The 21254-nt window shown below is 71.1% G+C and carries 18 protein-coding genes and 1 pseudogene; 14 read left to right on the forward strand and 5 right to left on the reverse strand.

Annotated elements, in window-relative coordinates; translation table 11 throughout:
- Positions 1-2: 2 nt before the first annotated feature.
- Genes AOQ53_RS28425 through AOQ53_RS28435 form a run of 3 tightly spaced genes read right to left on the reverse strand, consistent with a single transcriptional unit; the run spans position 3 to position 3314 of the window.
- The gene (locus AOQ53_RS28425) at positions 3-1511 is read right to left on the reverse strand and encodes an acyl-CoA synthetase (RefSeq protein WP_059421569.1); all 1509 of its coding nucleotides are present in this window, start codon (positions 1509-1511) and stop codon (positions 3-5) included.
- Between the two features lie 10 nt (positions 1512-1521).
- Positions 1522-2397: an amidohydrolase family protein gene (locus AOQ53_RS28430; protein ID WP_059421570.1), complete on the reverse strand. Its 876-nt coding sequence runs from the start codon at positions 2395-2397 to the stop codon at positions 1522-1524.
- Complete coding sequence (locus AOQ53_RS28435) at positions 2397-3314, reverse strand: SDR family NAD(P)-dependent oxidoreductase (protein WP_059421571.1); 918 nt, start codon at positions 3312-3314, stop codon at positions 2397-2399. The genes AOQ53_RS28430 and AOQ53_RS28435 overlap by 1 nt, the downstream gene beginning before the upstream one ends.
- A gap of 243 nt (positions 3315-3557) precedes the next feature.
- Between AOQ53_RS28435 and AOQ53_RS28440 the strand changes: the two genes are divergently transcribed.
- The 4 genes from AOQ53_RS28440 to AOQ53_RS28455 all read left to right on the forward strand — a co-directional run bounded on the left by AOQ53_RS28440 (position 3558) and on the right by AOQ53_RS28455 (position 7564).
- Positions 3558-3983: a MarR family winged helix-turn-helix transcriptional regulator gene (locus AOQ53_RS28440; RefSeq protein WP_059421572.1), complete on the forward strand. Its 426-nt coding sequence runs from the start codon at positions 3558-3560 to the stop codon at positions 3981-3983.
- 79 nt (positions 3984-4062) lie between these two features.
- Entirely contained in the window at positions 4063-5412 is a 1350-nt protein-coding gene (locus AOQ53_RS28445; protein ID WP_059421575.1) for an MFS transporter, read from the forward strand.
- Complete coding sequence (locus AOQ53_RS28450) at positions 5409-6776, forward strand: alpha/beta hydrolase family protein (RefSeq protein WP_059421579.1); 1368 nt, start codon at positions 5409-5411, stop codon at positions 6774-6776. The genes AOQ53_RS28445 and AOQ53_RS28450 overlap by 4 nt, the downstream gene beginning before the upstream one ends.
- Positions 6773-7564, forward strand: a complete 792-nt coding sequence (locus AOQ53_RS28455; protein WP_059421580.1) for an IclR family transcriptional regulator — start codon at positions 6773-6775, stop codon at positions 7562-7564. The genes AOQ53_RS28450 and AOQ53_RS28455 overlap by 4 nt, the downstream gene beginning before the upstream one ends.
- 58 nt (positions 7565-7622) lie before the next feature.
- On the opposite strand, the gene AOQ53_RS28460 is transcribed toward AOQ53_RS28455, so the two are convergent.
- Entirely contained in the window at positions 7623-8078 is a 456-nt protein-coding gene (locus tag AOQ53_RS28460; RefSeq protein WP_059421582.1) for a VOC family protein, read from the reverse strand.
- Between the two features lie 236 nt (positions 8079-8314).
- Between AOQ53_RS28460 and AOQ53_RS28465 the strand changes: the two genes are divergently transcribed.
- The 3 genes and pseudogenes from AOQ53_RS28465 to AOQ53_RS28475 all read left to right on the forward strand — a co-directional run bounded on the left by AOQ53_RS28465 (position 8315) and on the right by AOQ53_RS28475 (position 11163).
- Positions 8315-8509: a hypothetical protein gene (locus AOQ53_RS28465; protein ID WP_059421583.1), complete on the forward strand. Its 195-nt coding sequence runs from the start codon at positions 8315-8317 to the stop codon at positions 8507-8509.
- 85 nt (positions 8510-8594) lie between these two features.
- Positions 8595-9544: pseudogene (locus tag AOQ53_RS28470) on the forward strand (glycoside hydrolase family 16 protein); the annotation flags it as partial.
- Positions 9545-9768: 224 nt separating this feature from the next.
- The gene (locus AOQ53_RS28475) at positions 9769-11163 is read left to right on the forward strand and encodes a glycoside hydrolase family 16 protein (RefSeq protein WP_059421584.1); all 1395 of its coding nucleotides are present in this window, start codon (positions 9769-9771) and stop codon (positions 11161-11163) included.
- 66 nt (positions 11164-11229) lie between these two features.
- Here AOQ53_RS28475 and AOQ53_RS28480 read toward each other — a convergent pair whose 3' ends face one another.
- Positions 11230-12117 (reverse strand): helix-turn-helix domain-containing protein, encoded by an 888-nt coding sequence (locus AOQ53_RS28480; RefSeq protein WP_059421585.1) that lies wholly within the window; start codon positions 12115-12117, stop codon positions 11230-11232.
- 156 nt (positions 12118-12273) lie between these two features.
- Here AOQ53_RS28480 and tkt point away from each other — a divergent pair, with 156 nt between their 5' ends.
- From tkt to AOQ53_RS28515, 7 genes are read left to right on the forward strand one after another with little or no spacing between them, the layout of a single operon-like run.
- Entirely contained in the window at positions 12274-14349 is a 2076-nt protein-coding gene (gene tkt, locus AOQ53_RS28485; RefSeq protein WP_059421587.1) for a transketolase, read from the forward strand.
- A 19-nt stretch (positions 14350-14368) separates the two neighbouring features.
- Entirely contained in the window at positions 14369-15514 is a 1146-nt protein-coding gene (gene tal / locus AOQ53_RS28490) for a transaldolase (protein WP_059421589.1), read from the forward strand.
- Complete coding sequence (zwf, locus tag AOQ53_RS28495) at positions 15511-17184, forward strand: glucose-6-phosphate dehydrogenase (protein ID WP_059421590.1); 1674 nt, start codon at positions 15511-15513, stop codon at positions 17182-17184. The genes tal and zwf overlap by 4 nt, the downstream gene beginning before the upstream one ends.
- The gene (opcA, locus tag AOQ53_RS28500; protein ID WP_059421592.1) at positions 17181-18116 is read left to right on the forward strand and encodes a glucose-6-phosphate dehydrogenase assembly protein OpcA; all 936 of its coding nucleotides are present in this window, start codon (positions 17181-17183) and stop codon (positions 18114-18116) included. Before zwf ends, opcA begins: the two co-directional genes overlap by 4 nt.
- A complete protein-coding gene (pgi, locus tag AOQ53_RS28505) occupies positions 18109-19773 on the forward strand; it encodes a glucose-6-phosphate isomerase (RefSeq protein WP_059421594.1) in 1665 nt (554 codons plus the stop codon). Before opcA ends, pgi begins: the two co-directional genes overlap by 8 nt.
- A 1-nt stretch (position 19774) precedes the next feature.
- Entirely contained in the window at positions 19775-20659 is an 885-nt protein-coding gene (gene gnd, locus AOQ53_RS28510; protein WP_059421597.1) for a phosphogluconate dehydrogenase (NAD(+)-dependent, decarboxylating), read from the forward strand.
- A 3-nt stretch (positions 20660-20662) separates the two neighbouring features.
- Entirely contained in the window at positions 20663-21250 is a 588-nt protein-coding gene (locus tag AOQ53_RS28515; protein WP_059421599.1) for a histidine phosphatase family protein, read from the forward strand.
- Positions 21251-21254 lie beyond the last annotated feature (4 nt).

The raw sequence follows: 21254 nt of genomic DNA on the forward strand, positions 1-21254 counted from the left end.
CTTCACTGGGAGTCGGTGCCGTAGCGCTTGCGCACACGGGATTTGAGGAGCTTCCCGGAGGCGGTGCGGGGCAGTTCGTCCGCCACCACGACCGACTTCGGGATCTTGTACTTGGCGAGGCGGCCGGCGAGCGACGCGAGCACCTCGTCGGGGTCGAGGGCCACGCCCTCGCGGGGTACGACGACCGCGCGGGGCACCTCGCCCCACTTGTCGTCCGGCACCCCGATCACCGCGCACTCGACGATGTCCGGGTGGGCGAGGAGCTGGTCCTCGATCTCGGCGGGGTAGATGTTCTCGCCGCCGGAGATGATCATGTCCTTGAGGCGGTCGACGATGTGCACGTAGCCGTCCTCGTCGACCTGGGCGGCGTCGCCGCTGCGGAACCAGCCGTCCGCGAAGGACGCGGCCGTCTCCTCGGGCAGCCCCCAGTAGCCGGGCATGACGTGCGGCCCGCGCACCACGACCTCGCCCACCTCGCCGACGTCGACCGGCGCGAGGTCGGGCCGTACGACGCGTACGTCGCTGAAGAAGTGCGGCACGCCCGCCGACCCCGCCTTGCTGACGGCGTGCTCGGCGTCCAGGAACAGCGTGCCGGGGGCCGCCTCGGTCATGCCGTAGCCCTGGAGGAAGGTCAGGCCGCGCCTCTGGTACGCCGCGATCAGCGGGGTCGGGACCGGGGAGCCGCCGCAGGTCAGGATGCGCAGCGACGACAGGTCGGCGTCCGGCCAGCGCGGGTGCCGGGCCACCTGGTCGAACATGGTGGGCACGCCGAACATGAAGGTGATCCGGTGCCGTTCGATCAGGTCGAAGGTGGCGTCCGGGTCGAAGGCCTCGACCAGGACGCAGGTGCCGCCCTTCAGCAGGACCGGCAGCGTCAGCATGTTCAGCCCCGCGGTGTGGAACAGCGGGGCGGAGACCAGGGCGCGTTCGTCGGCGATCAGGTCGTGGTCGACGAGGACGTTGATCGCGTTCCAGGTGAGGTTGCCGTGGGTGAGCATCGCGCCCTTGGGGCGGCCGGTCGTCCCCGAGGTGTACATGACGATGCAGGTGTCGTCCGGGGTGACCGGCGTGTCGATGGGCTCCTCGGAGGCCGCGGCCAGTGCCTCCTCGTACTCGGCGCCCACTTCGACATACGTACGGACGTCCGTGCTGCCCGGCAGCCCCGCGACCAGACCGGCGTGCGAGGGGCCGTAGACGAGGGCCTTGGCGCCGGAGTCGGCAAGCTGGTAGGCGATCTCGGGGCCGGCCAGCCGGGTGTTGAGGGGGACGAAGACCGCGCCGAGCGTGCCGGCCGCGAACAGGGTCTCCAGATAGGAGGGGTGGTTCGGGCCGAGGTAGGCGACGCGGTCGCCGCGGCGGACGCCCCTCTCGCGCAGGGCGTGGGCGAGTCGGGTGGTGCGGTCGTACAGGCTGGCGTAGGTGCGGGTGGTGTCGCCGTGGATCAGGGCGGTGCGGTGCGGGGTCTTGCGGGCCCGGCGTGCGGGCCACGACCCCAGTCCCTCGTTGCGCATCTCACGCCCCTTACGGTGTCGTCAGCCCGAGCAGGCGGGCGGCGTTCTCCTTGAGGATCTTCGGCCGGACCTCTTCCTTGATCGTCAGCTTGTCGAAGTCGGCGAGCCAGCGGTCGGGGGTGAGGACGGGGAAGTCGGAGCCGAAGAGGACCTTGTCCTTGAGCAGCGTGTTCGCGTACTGCACGAGCTGCGGCGGGAAGTACTTCGGCGACCAGCCGGACAGGTCGATGTGCACACCCGGCTTGTGGGTGGCGACGGCCAGGGCCTCGTCCTGCCAGGGGAACGACGGGTGCGCCAGGATGATCTTCAGGTGCGGGAAGTCGGCGGCGACGTCGTCCACGTGCAGCGGGTTGGAGTACTTGAGGCGAATGCCGCCCCCGCCGGGCACGCCGGCGCCGATGCCGGTCTGGCCGGTGTGGAACAGGGCGATCGTGCCGGTCTCCTCGATCACCTCGTACAGGTCGTACGCCACCGACCGGTCGTTGGGGAAGAAGCCCTGGATGCTGGGGTGGAACTTGAAGCCCTTCACCCCGTACTCCTCGACCAGGCGGCGGGCCTGCTTCACCCCCGCCTTCCCGCGGAAGGGGTCGATGGAGGCGAAGGGGATGAGGACGTCGGCGTTGGCGGCGGCGGCCTCGGCGACCTCCTCGTTGGGGACGGGCGCGGTGCCGGTGGCGGACTCGGCGTCGACCGTGAAGATCACGGCGGCCATCTTCCGCTCGCGGTAGTAGGCGGCCGTCTCCTCCAGGGTCGGCTTCCGCTTGCCCTCGACCTTGAAGTAGGCGGAGGAGGCGTCGTGCAGGTCGTCGTCCAGGGAGGAGTGGCCCTTGGAGGAGACCTCCGCATGGGTGTGGACGTCGATCGCGACGAGGTCGTTCAGGTCCATCACGCCTCCGGGAACTTCGGCGCCGGGATGCCGACCGACTGGAGCTCGGCACCGACCGAGGTGGGCCAGGCGTCCGCCAGGGCGCCGGGGGTCCAGCCGCCGTCGGCGTAGGCCGCCCTGATCTCCTGCGGATGCGACCAGAGTGCCACCTTGTCGCCGCCGATGCCGATGCACTGACCGGTCACGCCGCGCGCGGCCTCGGAGGCCAGGAACGGGACCAGGGCGGCGCAGTCCTCGGGGGTGCCGAAGCCCTCGCCCTTGCGCAGGAAGTCAGGCAGCGGCTCGCCGTTCCTCATGGCCTCGATGTACGGGGCGAACGCCGGGATCGTCTCGGTCATCGCGGTCGCGGCGACCGGCACGATCGCGTTGACGGTGATGTTCGCGCGGCCCAGCTCCATGGACCAGGTGCGGGTCATCGCCGCGATGCCGGCCTTGGCGGCGGCGTAGTTCGTCTGGCCGAAGTTGCCGCGCTGGCCGGCCGGGGAGCCGACCAGGATCAGCGAGCCGCCCTCGCCCTGCTCGCGCATCCGGACGGCGGCGGCGCGGGCGCAGGTGAAGGTGCCTTTGAGGTGGGTGGTGATCACCGCGTCGAAGTCGTCGTCGGTCATCTTCCACAGCACCTTGTCGCGGAGGATGCCCGCGTTGGTGACCAGGACGTCCAGCCGGCCGAACTCCTCGACCGCGCGGGCGACCAGCCGGTCCGCCGCTTCGGCCGTACCGACCGGGACCACCTCCGCCACGGCCCTGCCGCCCGCCTCGGTGATGGACTTCACGGCCGCCTCGGCCACCGCCTCGTCGACGTCGTTGACGACCACGGAGGCGCCGTGGGCGGCGAGGGCGTGGGCGTAGGCGAGGCCGAGGCCCCGGCCGCTTCCGGTGACGACGGCGGCCTTGCCGGTGAGATCGATGCTGGGCACGGGCGGGTCCCTTCACATGGTGATGCTGGTGGTGCGCATCCACGGGATGCGGTGCGGCTACATGGCGCGGGTGCTGCTTCGAGATCGAAGCTAAGAGCAATAATTGTTGACGTCAATAGTTGTTGCCGACCGTGGGGTGCGCAAGACTGTGCCCAGCACCGGAACCGCCGCACGACCAGGGAGCCCGCCATCAGCCGCCAGCACGCCACGAACCCGGCCCCCATCGACGCGCACGAGCCGTGGATGCGCGGGCTGCACGCCGACACGGGCTACCTGCTGTACCGCCTGGGCCTGCGCTCGGGACAGCTCTTCAACGCCTGCCTCCAGGAGTCGGGCCTGCGCCTGCGCCACTACGCGGTGCTGCGCTTCCTCGCCACCTCGGAGGGCGCCCTCCAGCGCGAGCTGAGCACCCGGCTCGGCTACGACCCGAGCGCGATCGTCGGCCTGGTCGACGACCTGGAGAAGCAGGGCTTCGCCGAGCGTCGCCCCTCCCCCGACGACCGCCGCAGCCGGATCGTCGCGCTGACCGAGAGCGGCCGCGCGTTCCTCCGCGACACCGACGAGGCCGGCCAGCGGGTCACGAACGAACTCCTCGGCCCGCTGGACCCGGCCGACCGGGAGGCGCTGCACGCGCTGCTGCTGCGGATCGCCGAGGACGGTCTGAACTGATGTTGTGCAAATGATTGACGGCTGCACGCTGGATGCATAACTTCACCGGCTAACCGAGACCCGTCCCCAGGGAGCTCCCGTGCAGCCATCCCCCTCCGCCGCTCAATCCGCCCCCGATATCCGGCAGTTGCGCCGCGTGGCCGTCTCCGGCCTGCTCGGTACGGCCGTCGAGTTCTACGACTTCCTCGTCTACGGCACGGTCGCCGCGCTCGTCTTCGGCGAGCTGTTCTTCCCCCGGGCCGACCCGGCGGTCGGCACCATCGCGGCGTTCGGCACCTTCGCCGCGGGCTACCTCGCCCGTCCGCTCGGCGGCATCGTCTTCGGCCACTTCGGCGACCGGATCGGCCGCAAGTCGATGATGCTGCTGACCATGGTCCTGATGGGCTGCGGCAGCTTCCTCATCGGCCTGCTGCCGACGTACGACGCGATCGGCGTCTGGGCCCCGATCCTGCTGGTCGCCCTGCGCGTGGTGCAGGGCATCGCGATCGGCGGCGAGTGGGGCGGCGCGATGCTGATGGTCGTCGAGCACGCCGAGCACACGCAGGGTTCCCGGCGCGGCCTGTGGTCCAGCTTCACCCAGCTCGGCGCCCCGCTCGGTTCCGTCCTGTCGGCCGGTGTGGTCACCATCGTCGCCGGCCTGCCCGACGACGAGTTCCGCTCCTGGGGCTGGCGGGTGCCGTTCCTGCTGAGCATCGTGCTGCTGGCCGTCGGGCTGTTCGTGCGCCTGAAGGTCGCCGAGAGCCCGCTGTTCGCCCAGGTCAAGCGGGAACCGGTGGACAAGCCGCCGATCGTGGAGGTGCTGCGCCGCCCGAAGCCCGTGCTGCTCGCCGCCTGCGTCGGCATCGGCGCGTTCACCACGCAGTCGCTGCTGACCAGCTTCATGATCTCCTACGCCGTCGGCCAGGGGTACACCCGCCCGCAGGTGCTGACCGCGGTGACCATCGCCTCCTGCGTGGCCCTCGCCGTCCTGCCCGCCGCCTCCGCGCTGTCGGACCGGGTCGGCCGCCGGCCCGTCGTGCTCGCCGGAGCGGTCGCCTCTGCCGCGCTCGCCTTCCCCGTCCTGGCGCTGGTCGACTCCGGCTCGCCCGGACTGCTGATCCTCGCCCTCGCCCTCGGACACGGCGTCGCCCAGTCCACGATGTACGGGCCGCTCGGTGCCCTGCTCACCGAGATGTTCGGCACTCGCGTCCGCTACACCGGCGCCTCGCTCGGCTACCAGGCGGCCACTCTGGTCGGCGCCGGGTTCTCGCCGCTGATCGCCGGCAGCCTCCTCGCCTCGTACGGCGGCGGGAGCACACCCGTCTCGCTGCTGCTGTGCGCGGGCGCGGCGATCACTGCCGTCACCGTGTGGCGACTGCGCGAGACGCACACCGACGCCCTGGACTCCCCGGCCGCCGTCACCCCCACCCTGGAAGGGACCCCGCGTTGAGGATCCGCCTCGCTCTGCTGACCGCCTGCCTGTCCCTGGCGACCGCGCTGCCGGCGCAGGCCGCCGCCACGGACACGCACCTGGAGGGCCGGCTCCCCTCCGGCGCCGCGTACGTGATGGACGTGCCCGCGTCCTGGAACGGCACGGTGCTGCTGTACAGCCACGGCTACACCCCGGCCGGATCCCCCAACCCGGCCCAGAACACCCCGGGTGCGGCCGCCCGGGACAAGCTGCTGGCCGAGGGCTACGCCCTGATCGGCTCCTCGTACGCGACGACCGGCTGGGCCGTCACCGAGGCGGTGCCCGACCAGCTCGCCACGCTGGACCTGTTCACCGAGAAGTTCGGGCAGGCGCGGCGGACGCTCGCCTGGGGCACCTCGTACGGCGGTTTCGTCACCACGATGCTCGCCGAACGGCACGCCGGCCGGTTCGACGGTTCGCTGTCGATGTGCGGGCTGGTGCAGGGCGGCGTCGCCAACTGGAACAGCACCCTGGACCCGGTGTTCGCGCTGCGCACGCTCCTCGCGCCGGACTCCGGGATCCGGCTCACGGGCTTCACCGGCCAGACGGAGGCGGTGGCGGCCGGGAAGGCGCTCACCACGAAGGTCGACGCCGCCCAGCGGACCCCCGACGGCCGGGCCCGGATCGCCCTCGCCGCCGCCCTGCACGACATCCCCGGTTACAACGACGCCTCGCAGACCGAGCCGGGCCCCACGGACTGGGAAACCCAGCAGGTCAACCAGTACACCGCAGTCCGGGGCCTGCTCCAGATGCCCGCCTTCAGCTGGCGGCAGGAGGCCGAGAGCCGGGCGGGCGGCAACCCGTCGTGGAACACCGGTGTCGACTACACGGCCATGCTCGCCCGCTCCCCGCTGTACAAAGAGGTGACCGAGCTCTACAAGGAGGCGGGACTGTCCTTGCGTACCGACCTCTCGGCCCTGGGCCGGGCGCCCCGGGTGTCCGCCGATCCGCCGGCCGTGCGGTGGATGCGGAACACCAGCGTGCTCTCCGGCCGGCTCGCCGACCCCCAGCTGAACATCCACACGACCGGTGACGCGCTGATACCGGTGCAGGCGGAGAGCGCCTACCGGCGGGCGGCCGGCGCGGCCGGCTCCGGACCGCTGTTGCGCCAGGCCTACGTCGACGCCCCCGGCCACTGCACGTTCACCCCCGGCGAGACGCTCGCCGCCCTGCACACCCTGGAACACCGCCTGGACACCGGCCGCTGGGACACCTCGCCCGCCGCCCTCAACTCCCGTGCGGCAGCCGAGGATCCGACGGCCGAACCCCGCTACGTCCCGTACCGGCCGACCGCCTACTCCCGCCCCCATGACCTCGCCCACCCGGGAGACACCCGGCCATGACCGCTCTGCCGCGAGTCCTCGGCTCCGCTCGCACAGCGGGCGCCCCCACCGCGACCGACCGGCTGCTGTCCGTCCTCGCGGCCTTCGACCACGAGCACCCGGCCCTGTGCTTGACGGACATCAGCCGGCGGGCCGGGCTGAGCCTGACCACCGCCCACCGGCTGGTGGGCGCGCTCACCGAGTGGGGTGCCCTGGAACGGGACGAGTCCGGCGTCTACCACGTCGGGCTCCGGCTGTGGGAGATCGCCGCACTGGCGCCGCGCGGCCTCGCCCTGCGGCAGATCGCGCTGCCGTACCTGGAGGACCTGTACGAGGCGACGCACGAGAACGTGCAGCTGGCGGTGCGGGACGGCGCGGACGTCGTCTACATCGAGTGGCTGTCGGGGCGCTCGGCGGTCGGCGTGCACATCCGCGTCGGCGCGCGCTGGCCGCTGCACGCCACCGGGGTCGGGCTCGCCCTGCTGGCCCACGGGGACCCGGAGTTCCGCGAGGAGTACTGCGCGGGCGAACTCGCCTCCTTCACGCCGTACACGATCACCGACGCGGCGCGGCTGCGGCGGGAACTCGCTGAAGTGCGCCGGAGAGGCGTGGCGGTGAGCGACCGTCAGATCACGGAGGACGCCCTGTCGGTGGCCGCGCCGGTGCGCACGGCGGACGGCTCGGTGGCCGCCGCCGTGTCCATCGTGGTGCCGCACGCCGACGCCCAGGTGCCGGTGCTGGTCCCGGCGGTACGGGTGGCGGCGCGCGGCATCTCACGGGCCCTGGGGTGGCTGCCGGAACGGGCCTGAGGCGGCGGGTTCAGCAGTTGCCCGGCATCGGCTTTCCGGGCGAAGCGGCCGGTGACTCTCAGGCCACGCAGAACTCGTTGTCCTCCGGGTCCCGCAGCACGACACCGTAGTAGTCCATGTCCGGCTCGTCCATGATCCGCAGCACCGTCGCGCCGGTCGAGGTCAGCCGGTCCACCTTGGCCCTGATCCGCCGGGTGCGCTCCGGCAGGGGAACACCTCTGCCACCGCCGACCTTCAGGTCGAGATGCACCCGGTTCTTGACGGTCTTGCCCTCCGGCACCCGCTGGAACCAGATGCGGGGCCCCTGCCCGTCCGGGTCGACGATCGACTCGGGGGTCTCCCCCACTCCTTCGGTCAGTTCCTCCTCGGGCACCCCCATGTCCGCCCAGTAGGCCCGCCAGGTGGGGTGTCCGCCCGGGGCCGGTTCGGGCACGTATCCGAGGGCCTCGGTCCAGAAGGTCACGAGTTTCGCCGGGTCGGCGCAGTCGATGGTCAGCTGCAAGGTGACGTCCATGCCGTGAGCATCGCAGCAGGGTCTGACAACGGCCCCACCACGCCCTGTCCAACAGCACGGCGCGAGACCAACCCTCACGGGGACAACCGTCGCGGCCCGCCGTAAGTCGAACCCCGCAGAGCTCCACAACGCCTGAGACGGGGGAATCGGCGATGGTGCGGTCGGGAAGGCCTCAGCGGTCGGGAAGGCCTCAGCGATGGGCAAGCTGGCTGGCGCGCCACACCGGGTGGCAGCACGTGCTGCGGCTGCTTCTCCTGCTCGTCCTCGCGGGGCTGACGGGCCTCGTCGCCGCCTGGGCCGGGCTTCCCGAGTGGACCTTGGCGGTGGGCATCGTCCTGCTGCTGATCATCGACGACGTGCTGCACTGGTACGTCAAGAAGTGGGGCACCGACCCGAAGGCGCGGTCGGCCCGGGATGACGCCAACCCTTGACGACTGGTGTCACAGAGAGCACATTGTGCACCGCAGGCGTCTCTGAGAGCGCTCTCAGAAATCGCTCGCGCTCCCCCACTCCTCGATGAAGAGGCCCCATGAGCGCAAACCACAGCAAACGCATCTCCGGTCGGCGGCTGATCGCCGGCGTCCCGGCACGCTGGGTCTGGCGGCAGCCGCAACGGCCGTCACCCTGCCCGCGAACGCCTCCGCGCCGCCTCCCCCGCCGGGCTGGACGCAGGTGTTCGCGGACGACTTCGAAGGCCCCGCGGGCGCCAAGGTCGACACGGCCAACTGGCAGTACGCCACCGGCACCGGCTACCCGGGCGGCCCCGCCAACTGGGGCACCGGCGAGATCGAGACCATGACGGAAAGCACCGACAACGTCTCCCTCGACGGCGCCGGCAACCTCCGCATCACCCCGCAGCGCGACGGCGCCGGCAACTGGACCTCCGGCCGCATCGAGACCAACCGCACCGACTTCCAGCCCCGGCCGGCGGCAAGCTCCGCGTCGAGGGCCGGATCCGGACGCCGGAGGTCAACGGCGATGCCGCCAAGGGCTATTGGCCGGCCTTCTGGATGCTCGGCGCGCCCTACCGCGGCAACTACCAGAACTGGCCGGTCGTCGGCGAGCTGGACATCATGGAGAACACCCAGGGCCAGAACACGGTGTTCGGCACCATGCACTGCGGCACCTCGCCGGGCGGGCCCTGCAACGAGAACAGTGGCATCGGCGGCACCACCACCTGCCCGGGCACGGCGTGCAACGCGGGCTTCCACACGTACGCCCTGGAGTGGGACAGGTCTGCCGCCACGGAGGAGATCCGCTTCTCGGTCGACGGCACGGCCTACCACACCGTCAAGGAGTGCCAGGTCGACGCGACCACCTGGAAGAACGCGACCGACCACGGCTTCTTCCTGATCCTCAACGTCGCGATGGGCGGCGCCTTTCCGAACGCCTTCGGCGGCGGGCCGGACGCCGCGACCCAGCCGGGCCGGCCGATGGTGGTCGACCACGTCCGGGTCCTCGAGTCGGTGAGCTGACCACCCACCGCACGAGGGGCGGGCACCCCACAGCCCACCCTCCGCCAGTCCCACAACACCCCGGCCCGACAGAGCCCGTTCAGGACGTGCACTCATCAACCGCCCCGCACTTTTCCCGGCTTTACGTCTTGACGACCCGGGTGGCGTGGAGCACATTGACGGCAATTTGAGAGCGCTCTCACCCTCCCGCACCCGTACCCGAGAGGCATCCCCACATGAGTGACACCTCCGGCAGACCCCGAGCACGGCGCCCCCTCCGTCGGGCGTTCGTCGCCGTCGTCAGCGCACTCGGCCTCGCCGCGGTCGCCGCCACCGCCGCGGCTCCCTCCGCGAGCGCCTCCGCGCCGCCACCCCCGTCGGGCTGGAACCAGGTCTTCCTCGACGACTTCAACGGCCCGGCGGGCAGCGGCGTCAACACCTCCAACTGGCAGTACGCCACCGGCAAGGGCTACCCGGGCGGCCCCGCCAACTGGGGCACCGGCGAGATCGAGACGATGACGAGCAGCACGGACAACGTCTCCCTCGACGGCAACGGCAACCTCCGCATCACCCCCCGCCGTGACAGTGCCGGCAACTGGACCTCCGGCCGCATCGAGACCAACCGCACCGACTTCCAGCCCCCGGCCGGCGGCAAGCTCCGCGTGGAGTCGCGCATCCAGGTGCCGAACGTCACCGGGGCCGCAGCCAAGGGCTACTGGCCCGCGTTCTGGATGCTCGGCGCGCCGTACCGCGGCAACTACTGGAACTGGCCGGGCGTCGGCGAGCTGGACATCATGGAGAACACCCAGGGCATGAACACGGTGTTCGCGACGATGCACTGCGGCACCTCGCCGGGCGGCCCCTGCAACGAGACGAGCGGCATCGGCAGTTCGGCCACCTGCCAGGGCACCACCTGCCAAGCCGGCTTCCACACCTACCGGATGGAGTGGGACCGCTCGACGAGCGTCGAGGAGATCCGCTTCTACCTCGACGGCGTCAACTTCCACACGGTGCGCGCCAACCAGGTCGACGCGACGACCTGGCGCAACGCCACGGACCACGGCTTCTTCGTCATCCTGAACGTCGCGATGGGCGGCGGCTTCCCGGACGCGTTCGGCGGCGGCCCGGACGCGGGGACGCAGCCCGGCCGCCCGATGGTCGTCGACTACGTCCAGGTGCTGTCGTCCGGCGGTGGCACGACGCCTCCCCCGACCGGCAACCGCGACGCCTACTCCACCGTCCAGGCCGAGTCCTACGACGGCCAGTCCGGTGTGAGCACCGAGACGACGTCGGACTCCGGCGGCGGCCAGAACGTCGGCTCGCTGGCCAACGGCGACTGGCTGCACTTCAAGGGTGTCAACTTCGGCTCCACGGCGGCCCGGCAGTTCAGCGCCCGGGTCGCGAGCGGTGCGGCGGGCGGCGTCAGCGGACTGGTCGAGGTGCGGCTGGACAGCCGGAGCAACGCGCCTATCGGGAGTTTCGCGGTGGGCAACACCGGCGGCTGGCAGTCGTGGCGGACCGTTCCGGCGAACATCAGCTCCGTGACGGGCACGCACGACGTGTATCTGACCTTCACCAGCGGGCAGCCGGCGGACTTCGTGAACGTCAACTGGTTCACGTTCGGGCGCTGACGATCTTCGGTACAGGGGGCTCCACGCGCGCGTGGAGCCCCTTTTCGCTGCCCGGATCCCGTGGCCTCAGCGCAGTTCCGCCCGGAACGCCGCCGGCGTCAGATCCGTGTGCTGGTGGAAGAACTTGGAGAAGTTCGCGGCGTCGGGGAAACCGACCGCCGCGCCGACCCGGCCGATCGGCAGGTCGGTGTGGGCGAGGAGCCGTTTGGCCTCCAGGACCACGCGCTTGTCGATGAAGGCCTTGGGGGTGTCGCCGGTCGCGGCGCGGACCGCGCGGACCAGGGTGCGGCGTGAGTAACCGAGCGCGTCGGCGTAGGCGCTGACGCTGTGGTTGGTGGCGAAGTCCTTCTCCACGGCCTCCCGGAAGAGGGTGAAGGTGGAGTCGGACTGCTGTCGTACGGACTCCGCCGAACTGGCGGCGAGATGGGCGAGCCGCAGCAGGAACGCCGTCAGCGAGTGGCGCAGGACGGCGGTGTGCAGGCCCAGCGGCAGCGTGGCCGTGTCCTCGTACTCGCGTCGCAGTTGGCCGAGCGCGTTGCGCAGACCGGCGAGTTGGGCCGCGTCGGGGCGCAGCAGCGGCGGCAGGTCGTAGCGGTACAGGCCGGTGGCCTCCACGGTCGCGCGGGGCAGGAAGCCCGGCTGCATGGTCAGCACCGTTCCGCGGTACTCGCTCGTGCGGGAGAAGCGGTGGACCTGCCCCGGGCGGATCCACAGCAGGTCCCCGGCCGCGGCCTCGTACTCGGTGAAGTCGACCATGTGCCGGACCGGGCCCTCGCCGAACAGCAGCACGACGTGGAAGTCGATGCGGTGCACGCGCTCCAGGGGCGCGTCGGCGTGCCAGGTGCGGCCGGCGCCCATCGGGCCGACCTGCATGCCGACGCCGCCGACGCTCAGCTCGACCGGGAAGGGGAACGTTCTGATCCCGCCGCCGCCTTGGATGCTTCTGTCCGCCATGTCCGCCTCGTACCGCCCCGCTGGTGTGCCGCGCCGCCTCTGGCTGTCCCACTTTCACCACAGGCTGGCACACCGCGACCTTCCGCCGAAAAAGTCAGACTTTTAGTTTTGAACACGTCAGACAAGCTACTTCGCTCCTATGGGGACTTCTTGAAGATGAGCACGCAGACAGCGGACAGTTTCGAATGGACCGAACTCGACCGGCGTGCCGTCGACACCGCCCGTCTGCTGGCGGCCGATGCCGTCCAGCGGGTGGGAAACGGCCATCCCGGGACCGCGATGAGCCTGGCGCCTGCCGCCTACACGATCTTTCAGAAGGTGATGCGGCACGACCCGGCCGATCCGGAGTGGACCGGCCGTGACCGCTTCGTCCTGTCCCCCGGTCACACGTCGCTGACCCTCTACACGCAGCTGTACCTCGCGGGCTACGAGCTGGAGCTGGACGACCTGAAGGCGTTCCGCACGCACGGCTCGAAGACGCCCGGCCACCCCGAGTACGGGCACACCGCGGGCGTGGAGACCACCACGGGCCCGCTCGGCCAGGGCGTCGCGAACGCGGTCGGCATGGCGATGGCCGCCCGCTACGAACGCGGCCTGTTCGACCCCGATGCCCCCGAGGGCGAGTCGCCCTTCGACCACACCATCTGGGCCGTCGTCTCCGACGGCGACCTCCAGGAGGGCGTCTCCGCCGAGGCCTCCTCGCTGGCCGGCCACCAGAGGCTCGGCAACCTGGTCTTCCTCTACGACGACAACCACATCTCCATCGAGGGCGACACCGCGACCGCGTTCTCCGAGGACGTGCTGAAGAGGTACGAGGCGTACGGCTGGCACGTGCAGCGGATCGAGCCGCGGGAGGACGGCGACGTCGACGTGCACGCGCTGTACGCGGCGCTGAAGGAGGCTCAGGCCGAGACCGGGCGCCCCTCGATCATCGCGATGCGCACCATCATCGCCTGGCCCGCCCCGAACGCGCGGAACACCGAGGCCTCCCACGGCTCGGCGCTCGGCGAGGACGAGGTCGCCGCCACCAAGCGCCTCCTCGGCTTCGACCCGGAGAAGACCTTCGAGGCCGCCGACGAGGTGCTGGCGCACACCCGCCAGGCCCTGGACCGGGGCGCCGAGGCGCACGCCTCCTGGGACAAGCGGATCGCCGCCTGGCGCGGCGAGAACCCGGAGCGGGCCGCCACCTTCGACCGGGTCAGCAAGGGCGAGCTGCCCGCGGGCTGGGAGGACGCCCTGCCGGTGTTCGAGCCGGGCAAGGCGGTCGCCACCCGTGCCGCGTCCGGCAAGGTGCTCCAGGCCCTCGGCGCCGTCGTCCCCGAGCTGTGGGGCGGCTCGGCCGACCTGGCCGGTTCGAACAACACCACGATCGACAAGACGTCGTCCTTCCTGCCGAAGGGCAACCCGCTGCCGGAGGCCGACCCGTACGGCCGCACGATCCACTTCGGCATCCGCGAGTTCTCCATGGCCGCCGAGATGAACGGCATCGCCCTGCACGGCAACACGCGCATCTACGGCGGCACCTTCCTGGTGTTCTCCGACTACATGCGAAACGCCGTCCGGATGTCGGCCCTGATGGAGCTGCCCGTGACGTACGTGTGGACGCACGACTCCATCGGCCTGGGCGAGGACGGCCCGACCCACCAGCCGGTCGAGCACCTGGCCGCGCTGCGGGCCGTCCCGGGCCTGAACGTCGTGCGCCCGGCCGACGCCAACGAGACCGCGCTCGCCTGGGCCGAGATCCTCAGGCGGCACACCACCGACCCCGCCCCGCACGGTCTCGCGCTCACCCGCCAGGGCGTGCCCACGTACGAGCCGAACCCGGACGTGGTCCGCGGCGGTTACGTGAGGGCCGAGGCGGAAGGCGGCGAGCCGCAGGTGATCCTGATCGCCACCGGCTCCGAGGTGCACGTCGCCGTCGAGGCTCGTGAACACCTCCAGGCGGCGGGCGTGCCCACGCGGGTCGTGTCCATGCCGTCCGTGGAGTGGTTCGAGCAGCAGCCCCGCGCGTACCGGGACAGCGTCCTGCCGCCGTCCGTGAAGGCCCGGGTCGCGGTCGAGGCCGGTATCGGCCTGACCTGGCACCGGTTCGTGGGGGACGCGGGACGCATCGTCTCACTGGAGCACTTCGGCGCCTCCGCCGACGCCAAGACCCTGTTCGCCGAGTATGGATTCACCCCCGAGAACGTGGTGGCCGCGGCTCGGGAATCCCTCGCCGCCGCCCGTGGCTGATTCGACCGCCCGAAAGAAGATGATCACTGTGACCGAAGCGACCGCGAGCGCGGGAGCACTCAAGCGCCTGTCCGACGAGGGCGTGTCGATCTGGCTGGACGACCTGTCCCGCCGGCGGATCGAGTCCGGCAGCCTGGCCGGGCTCGTGGCGACGGGGGGTGTCGTCGGCGTCACCACCAACCCGTCCATCTTCCAGGCCGCCATCGGCTCCGGTGAGGGGTATGAGGAGCAGCTCGCCGACCTGGCCGTGCGGGGCGTCACCGTCGACGAGGCCGTCCGGATGATGACGACGGCCGACGTCCGGGCCGCCGCCGACGTGCTGCGGCCGGTGTACGACGCCACCGGCGGCCGGGACGGCCGGGTGTCCATCGAGGTCGACCCCCGGCTGGCCCACGACACGGCGGCGACCGTCGCCGAGGCACGGCAGCTCGCCTGGCTGGTGGACCGCCCCAACGTGATGATCAAGATCCCGGCGACGAAGGCCGGCCTGCCGGCGATCACCGAGGTGATCGGCGCGGGCATCAGCGTGAACGTGACGCTGATCTTCTCGCTGGAGCGCTACCGCGAGGTGATGGACGCCTACCTCGCCGGACTGGAGAAGGCGCGGGCGGCCGGTCTCGACCTGTCGGCCGTCCACTCGGTCGCGTCCTTCTTCGTCTCCCGGGTCGACTCCGAGATCGACAAGCGGCTGACGCTGCTGGGCACGGACGAGGCCCTCGCCCTGAAGGGCAGGGCGGCCCTGGCCAACGCCCGGCTCGCCTACGAGGCGTACGAACAGGTCTTCGCCGGGCCGCGCTGGCAGGCCCTGGGCGATGCCCGTGCCAACCGGCAGCGCCCCCTTTGGGCCTCCACCGGTGTGAAGGACCCCGCTTACAAGGACACCCTGTACGTGGACGAACTGGTCGCCCCCGGCACGGTCAACACCATGCCGGAGGCCACGCTGAACGCCGTCGCCGACCACGGTGACGTCCAGGGCGACACCGTCACCGGCGGTTACGCCCAGGCGCGCGCCGACCTGGCGGCCGTCGAGCGGCTCGGCATTTCCTACGACGAGGTGGTGCGACAACTGGAGGACGAAGGCGTCGCCAAGTTCGAGGTGGCCTGGCAGGACCTGCTGGACGCGGTCACCAAGTCCTTGAACAGCAAGGGAGTTGACGCGGAATGAGCGAGGGCATCCCCCAGACGGCCGAGCAGGAGACCAAGGGGACCAAGGAGGACAAGGAGGCCCGGGCCGCCCAGGAGGCGGCCGGGGTGGAGCAGACCGGGGTCAGCGGCCAGGAACACGCGGTCCCGCGCACACAGCACGCCGGCACCGACTTCGCCAACCCCCTGCGCGACCCGCGCGACCGCCGTCTGCCCAGGATCGCGGGCCCGTCCGGGCTCGTCATCTTCGGCGTGACCGGCGACCTGTCCCGCAAGAAGCTGATGCCGGCCGTGTACGACCTGGCCAACCGCGGCCTGTTGCCGCCGGGCTTCTCGCTGGTGGGTTTCGCCCGCCGGGACTGGGAGGACCAGGACTTCGCGCAGGTGGTGCACGACGCGGTCCGGGAACACGCGCGCACCCCGTTCCGCGAGGAGGTCTGGCAGCAGCTCGCCGAGGGCATGCGGTTCATCCCGGGCGACTTCGACGACGACACGGCGTTCAAGCAGCTGCGCTCCGCCGTCGAGGAGCTGGACGCCTCCCGGGGCACCAGCGGCAACTACGCCTTCTATCTCTCGGTGCCGCCGAAGTTCTTCCCCAAGGTCGTCCAGCAGCTGAAGAAGCACAAGCTGGCCGACGCCCCGGAGGGTTCCTGGCGCCGCGCGGTCATCGAGAAGCCGTTCGGGCACGACCTCGACAGCGCCTGCGAGCTGAACGCGATCGTGCACGACGTGTTCGACCCGGAGCAGGTCTTCCGCATCGACCACTACCTGGGCAAGGAAACAGTCCAGAACCTCCTGGCGCTGCGCTTCGCCAACCAGATGTTCGAACCGATCTGGAACCGGTCGTTCGTCGACCATGTGCAGATCACCATGGCCGAGGACATCGGCATCGGCGGCCGCGCGGGGTACTACGACGGCATCGGCGCCGCCCGTGACGTCATCCAGAACCACCTCCTCCAGCTGATGGCGCTCACCGCGATGGAGGAGCCCGCCGCCTTCGACGCGGCGTCGCTGCTCACCGAGAAGCTGAAGGTGCTGCGGGCCGTGCGGCTGCCGGAGGACCTGGGCGGGCACACCGTGCGCGGACAGTACGCGGCGGCCTGGCAGGGCGGCACGAAGGTCCGCGGCTATCTGGAGGAGGAGGGCATCGATCAGGCCTCCACGACCGACACCTACGCCGCGGTCAAGCTCCAGGTGGACAACCGCCGCTGGGCGGGCGTGCCGTTCTACCTGCGCACCGGCAAGCGGCTGGGCCGCCGGGTGACGGAGATCGCGGTGGTGTTCCAGCGGGCTCCGCACTCCCCCTTCGACTCCACCGCCACCGAGGAGCTGGGCTCCAACGCGATCGTCATCCGCGTCCAGCCGGACGAGGGCATGACGGTGCGGTTCGGCTCCAAGGTGCCGGGTACGTCGATGGAGATCCGGGACGTGACGATGGACTTCGCCTACGGCGAGTCGTTCACCGAATCGAGCCCCGAGGCGTACGAACGGCTGATCCTGGACGTCCTCCTGGGCGACGCCAACCTGTTCCCCCGTCACCAGGAAGTGGAAGAGTCCTGGAAGATCCTCGACCCGATCGAGCAGTACTGGGCCACGCACGGCCGGCCCGCGCAGTACGCCTCGGGCAGCTGGGGACCCGCGGAAGCCGACGAGATGCTCGCACGAGACGGACGGAGCTGGCGCAGGCCATGAAGATCGACCTGACCGACACCACGGCAAGCAAGATCAACAAGGCGCTGGTGCAGGGCCGCCGCGCCATCGGCACGCCCGCCGTGGGCATGGTCCTGACGATGGTGATCGTCACGGACGAGGAGAACGCCTACGACGCGATCAGGGCGGCCGAGGAGGCCTCGCACGAGCACCCCTCGCGCACCCTGGTCGTCATCAAGCGGCACGCCCGCACCCCGCGGGACCGCCAGTCCTCCCGGCTGGACGCCGAGGTCCGGGTGGGCGCCGACGCGGGCACCGGCGAGACGGTGATCCTGCGGACCTACGGCGAGGTCTCCGACCACGCCGACTCGGTGGTGCTCCCGCTGCTGCTGCCGGACGCGCCGGTGGTGGTGTGGTGGCCGATGGACTCACCGGAGGTGCCCTCGAAGGACCCGCTCGGGGCACTGGCCCAGCGGCGGATCACCGACCTGTACGCCGTCGCGAACCCACTGGAGGTACTGGAGAGCCGGGTCCGCTCCTACGCGCCCGGCGACACCGACCTCGCCTGGACCCGGCTGACGCCCTGGCGTTCGATGCTGGCGGCGGCGCTGGACCAGGCCCGGGCGCGGGTCACCTCGGCGGCCGTGGAGGCCGAGGCCGAGAACCCGGCCGCCGAGCTGCTGGCCCGCTGGCTGGAGGCGCGGCTGCACGTCCCGGTCGACCGGGTGGTCACCGCCGGACCGGTCGTGACGGCCGTCCGCCTGGGCACGGAGAACGGCGAGATCGTCATCGACCGCCCCGAGGGACCGCTGGCCACGCTCACCCTGCCGGGCCAGCCCTCCCGCACCCTCGCGCTGAAGGTCCGTGCCACCTCCGAACTCATCGCCGAGGAGCTGCGGCGCCTCGACGCGGACGAGATGTACGCCATCGCCCTGAACGGCGAGGCAACCGAGGAGACCCCTGCTCATGTCTGACTCCCCCTCCGGCTCCCCAAGCCTCACGCGGCGGCCCGAGTGGACCGCCCTGGAGGACCACCGCGCGGACGCCCTGCCGCAGCCGGACCTGCGTGAGCTGTTCGCGGCGGACCCGGGGCGCGCCGAGCGCTACGTCGTGCACGTGGGCGACCTGCGCATCGACTACTCCAAGCACCTGGTCACCGACGAGACCCTGGCCCTGCTCCAGGAGCTGGCCACCGCCACCGACGTGTTCGGTCAGCGCGACGCCATGTTCCGCGGCGAGAAGATCAACGTCACCGAGAACCGGGCCGTCCTGCACACCGCGCTGCGCGCCCCCCGGGACGCGGTGATCGAGGTCGACGGCGAGAACGTCGTCCCGGGCGTGCACGCCGTGCTCGACAAGATGTCCGGCTTCGCCAACCGGGTGCGCTCGGGTGAGTGGACCGGGCACACCGGCAAGCGGATCCGGAACGTCGTCAACATCGGCATCGGCGGCTCCGATCTGGGCCCGGCGATGGCGTACGACGCACTGCGGCCGTTCACCGCCCGGGAGCTGACGTTCCGCTTCGTGTCGAACGTGGACGGCTCCGACCTGCACGAGGCGGTCCGCGACCTGGACCCGGCGGAGACGCTGTTCATCGTCGCGTCCAAGACCTTCACCACGATCGAGACCATCACGAACGCGACTTCGGCGCGCTCCTGGCTGCTGGACGGCCTCGGGGGCGACGACAAGGCGGTCGCCAAGCACTTCGTGGCGTTGTCCACGAACGCCGAGAAGGTCGCGGACTTCGGCATCGACGTCGAGAACATGTTCGAGTTCTGGGACTGGGTCGGCGGTCGCTACTCGTACGACTCCGCGATCGGCCTGTCCCTGATGATCGCGATCGGCCCGGACCGCTTCCGGGAGATGCTCGACGGCTTCCGCATCGTCGACGAGCACTTCCGCAACGCCCCCACAGAGGCCAACGCCCCGATCGTCATGGGCCTGCTCGGCATCTGGTACGGCAACTTCCACGGCGCCCAGTCGCACGCGGTCCTGCCGTACAGCCACTACCTGTCGAAGTTCACCGCCTACCTCCAGCAGCTCGACATGGAGTCCAACGGCAAGTCGGTGGACCGTGCCGGGAACCCCGTGGAGTGGCAGACGGGGCCGGTGGTCTGGGGCACGCCCGGCACCAACGGGCAGCACGCCTACTACCAGTTGATCCACCAGGGCACCAAGCTCATCCCCGCCGACCTGATCGGCTTCGCGCGGCCCGTCGCCGAGCTGAGCGACGAACTCAAGGCGCAGCACGACCTGTTGATGGCCAACCTGTTCGCGCAGGGGCAGGCGCTCGCCTTCGGCAAGACCGCCGAGGAGGTGCGGGCCGAGGGCGTGCCCGAGGAGCAGGTGCCGCACCGAACGTTCAAGGGCAACCACCCGACCACGACGATCCTGGCCACCGAACTGACCCCGTCGGTCCTCGGCCAGTTGGTCGCCCTCTACGAGCACAAGGTGTTCGTGCAGGGCGCGGTCTGGAACATCGACTCCTTCGACCAGTGGGGCGTCGAGCTCGGCAAGGTGCTCGCCAAGCGCGTCGAGCCCGCCCTGACCGAGGGCGCGGACGTCCCCGGTCTCGATTCGTCCACGGCCGCGCTGGTGGCCGCCTACCGCAATCTTCGGGAAGTGAACTGACATGCAGATCGGTCTTGTGGGTCTCGGCAAGATGGGCGGCAACATGCGCGAGCGCCTGCGCAACGCCGGCCACACCGTCATCGGCTACGACACCAACCCCGAAAAGTCCGACGTCGCCACCCTGGCCGACCTCGTCAACCAGCTGGAGGCGCCGCGCACGGTCTGGGTCATGGTCCCGGCCGGCGACCCCACCCAGCACGTCATCGACCGTCTGGCGGACCTCCTCAAGCCGTACGACACGGTGGTCGACGGCGGCAACTCCCGCTGGACGGACGACGAGAAGCACGCCGAGGAGCTGAGCAAGCGCGGCATCGGCTTCGTCGACGCGGGCGTCTCGGGCGGCGTGTGGGGCCTGAAGAACGGCTACGCCCTGATGGTCGGCGGCGAGAAGGAGTACGTCGACCGGCTCCGGCCCATCTTCGAGGCGCTCAAGCCGGAGGGCCCTTACGGCTTCGTGCACGCGGGCCGGGTGGGCGCCGGGCACTTCGCGAAGATGGTCCACAACGGCATCGAGTACGCGATGATGCAGGCCTACGCCGAGGGCTGGGAGCTGCTGGAGGCCGTGGACTCGGTGGACAACGTCCGCGAGGTGTTCCGCTCCTGGCAGGACGGCACCGTCATCCGTTCCTGGCTGCTCGACCTCGCGGTCAACGCGCTCGACGAGGACGAGCACCTGGAGACCCTCCGGGGCTACGCCCAGGACTCCGGCGAAGGACGCTGGACCGTGGAGGCCGCGATCGACAACTCCGTGCCGCTGCCCGCGATCACCGCCTCCCTGTTCTCCCGGTTCGCCTCCCGGCAGGACGACTCGCCGCAGATGAAGATGATCGCGGCGTTGCGCAACCAGTTCGGCGGCCACGCCGTCGAGTCCGCGAAGAAGGCGTAGGACGTGGGCGATCTGCTGCTGGTCCGCCACGGCGAGACGGAGTGGAGCCGGAGCGGACAGCACACCAGCTTCACCGACCTGCCCCTCACCCCGAACGGCGAGGAACAGGCCAAGTCGCTGGCTCCGCTCCTGGCCGGCCGTTCCTTCGCGCTGGTCCTCACCAGCCCGCTCGGCCGCGCGGTGCGCACCGCCGAACTCGCGGGCCTGACAGGGGCCGTGCGGGAGGCGGACCTGCACGAGTGGTACTACGGCGCCTACGAGGGCGTCACCACCGAGGAGATACACCGCACCCGCCCCGACTGGGACCTGTGGACCCACGGGGGCCCGCCCGGCTCCGACGGCAAGCCGGGCGAATCCCCCGAGGAGGTCGGCGAGCGCGCCGACCGGGTGCTGTCCCGGGTGGCCGACGCGCTGCCCGAGGGCGACGTGCTGCTGGTGGCGCACGGCCACTTCCTCCGCGTCCTGACGGCCCGCCGGCTGGGCCTGCCGCCTTCGGAGGGGCGGCTGTTCCGGCTGGAGACGGGCACGGTCTGCCGGCTGTCGACCGAGCACGGGCGGCCCGTGATCGCGGAGTGGAACACCCGGGCGTAACCGG

It is taken from the genome of Streptomyces azureus, assembly GCF_001270025.1.
Lineage (GTDB): Bacteria > Actinomycetota > Actinomycetes > Streptomycetales > Streptomycetaceae > Streptomyces > Streptomyces azureus.

Coding starts and splice junctions, on each gene's coding strand:
- tkt (WP_059421587.1), top strand. CDS start 12,274: ATGAGCACGCAGACAGCGGACAGTTTCGAATGGACCGAACTCGACCGG.
- AOQ53_RS28455 (WP_059421580.1), top strand. CDS start 6,773: ATGACCGCTCTGCCGCGAGTCCTCGGCTCCGCTCGCACAGCGGGCGCC.
- AOQ53_RS28460 (WP_059421582.1), bottom strand. CDS start 8,078: ATGGACGTCACCTTGCAGCTGACCATCGACTGCGCCGACCCGGCGAAA.
- gnd (WP_059421597.1), top strand. CDS start 19,775: ATGCAGATCGGTCTTGTGGGTCTCGGCAAGATGGGCGGCAACATGCGC.
- AOQ53_RS28430 (WP_059421570.1), bottom strand. CDS start 2,397: ATGGACCTGAACGACCTCGTCGCGATCGACGTCCACACCCATGCGGAG.
- AOQ53_RS28425 (WP_059421569.1), bottom strand. CDS start 1,511: ATGCGCAACGAGGGACTGGGGTCGTGGCCCGCACGCCGGGCCCGCAAG.
- AOQ53_RS28480 (WP_059421585.1), bottom strand. CDS start 12,117: ATGGCGGACAGAAGCATCCAAGGCGGCGGCGGGATCAGAACGTTCCCC.
- AOQ53_RS28475 (WP_059421584.1), top strand. CDS start 9,769: ATGAGTGACACCTCCGGCAGACCCCGAGCACGGCGCCCCCTCCGTCGG.
- opcA (WP_059421592.1), top strand. CDS start 17,181: ATGAAGATCGACCTGACCGACACCACGGCAAGCAAGATCAACAAGGCG.
- pgi (WP_059421594.1), top strand. CDS start 18,109: ATGTCTGACTCCCCCTCCGGCTCCCCAAGCCTCACGCGGCGGCCCGAG.
- AOQ53_RS28440 (WP_059421572.1), top strand. CDS start 3,558: ATGCGCGGGCTGCACGCCGACACGGGCTACCTGCTGTACCGCCTGGGC.
- zwf (WP_059421590.1), top strand. CDS start 15,511: ATGAGCGAGGGCATCCCCCAGACGGCCGAGCAGGAGACCAAGGGGACC.
- tal (WP_059421589.1), top strand. CDS start 14,369: ATGATCACTGTGACCGAAGCGACCGCGAGCGCGGGAGCACTCAAGCGC.